Here is a 984-nt window from a genome sequence, read left to right as displayed (position 1 = left end):
ATAAGGAATTTCAGCAGAGACAATTGCACGCTCCCCTTCCAACTTTGAACGGCCATAAACATTCAATGGATTAGTGGGATCACTTTCCTTATAAGCCCCTGACTTTCTTCCGTCAAATACATAATCCGTGGAGTAATGGACCAACGCAGCGCCCACTTTACGGGCTTCCTCCGCGAGGATGCCAGGCGCTTCAGCGTTGATCCGCATGGCAAGCTCCGGTTCGGACTCGGCTTTGTCTACTGCCGTGTACGCCGCCGCATTAACAATAAGGTCAGGTTTGAATTCACTTACCACGGAACGGATGTCGTCAAAATTAGACAAATCCAATTCGGCCCGATCGGTTGCCCAGATTGTGCCTAACCCTTGAAAGCTGCGTTCAAGTTCGTAGCCAACTTGTCCGTTTTTTCCCGTAATCAAGATTTTCATGAAAACACTTCCGCCTCGCTCAGATTTTTTCCGGAAAGATCCNTTATTCGACAAAATAGGCGTAAGTGTGGGCCATTCAATGCCGATTTGCGGGTCATTCCATTGTATGGTCCTCTCGTATTCCGGCGCCCAGTAATCAGTCGTCTTATACAAGAACTCGGCATGGTCACTTAATGTAAGAAATCCATGCGCGAATCCAGGAGGGATCCAAAGCTGCTTTCGATTCTCAGCAGACAGGTGGACTCCCAACCATTTACCAAAATAGGCTGACGATTTTCGAAGGTCGACCACGACGTCGAAAACCTCGCCTTGAACTACACGGACCAGTTTTCCTTGCGCCTGAGAGATTTGGTAGTGCAGTCCACGAAGAACATTTTTTTTGGAACGAGAGTGGTTATCCTGCACAAATTGGTAATCGGAACCAACAACAGATTTAAATTTATTTTCGTTAAAGCTCTCAAAAAAAAATCCGCGATCGTCCTCGAAAACTTTTGGCTCAATAATCAGCACATCAGGAATAGATGTATTTACTATATTCATATCATTTAGATTAAAATG

1 protein-coding gene is annotated in these 984 nt (G+C 45.5%); it reads right to left on the bottom strand.

Annotation, left to right across the window (positions count from 1 at the left end; genetic code table 11):
* A partial coding sequence (gene rfbC, locus JK635_RS24755) for a dTDP-4-dehydrorhamnose 3,5-epimerase (RefSeq protein WP_438803836.1) occupies positions 1-966 on the bottom strand: 966 nt, incomplete at its 3' end.
* Between the last annotated feature and the right edge of the window lie 18 nt (positions 967-984).

This window comes from Neobacillus paridis, from assembly GCF_016765675.1.
In the GTDB taxonomy this organism is placed as follows: domain Bacteria; phylum Bacillota; class Bacilli; order Bacillales; family Cytobacillaceae; genus Neobacillus; species Neobacillus paridis.
Note: the sequence above shows the minus strand (reverse complement) of the source record. Positions and strands in the feature narration are given on the sequence as shown.